Genomic DNA, 223 nt, shown 5'->3' with positions numbered 1-223 from the left:
TCCGTCCCGCCGGGAAGCCCGCCAGCAAGGTGAGGATCGTCAGCTACCGGCGCAACTCCGTCACCCTGGAGGTCGAGACCGCGGAGCACGGCGTCCTCGTGCTGCACGACATCTATTATCCGGGCTGGGAGGCCCGGGTCGACGGCGCGCGCCGGCCGGTGCTTCGCGCCAATCTGCTGTTCCGTGGCGTGGAGGTGCCGGCAGGCACGCATCGCGTCGAATT

At 69.5% G+C, this 223-nt stretch carries 1 protein-coding gene; it reads left to right on the top strand.

Going from position 1 to position 223, the window contains the following annotated elements; genetic code table 11:
- A partial coding sequence (locus E4K09_RS22385; RefSeq protein WP_134499912.1) for a YfhO family protein occupies positions 1-223 on the top strand: 223 nt, incomplete at both ends.

Origin of the sequence: Microvirga pakistanensis (assembly GCF_004458765.1) — a bacterium.
Classification (GTDB): Bacteria; Pseudomonadota; Alphaproteobacteria; order Rhizobiales; family Beijerinckiaceae; genus Microvirga; species Microvirga pakistanensis.
Note: the sequence above shows the minus strand (reverse complement) of the source record. Positions and strands in the feature narration are given on the sequence as shown.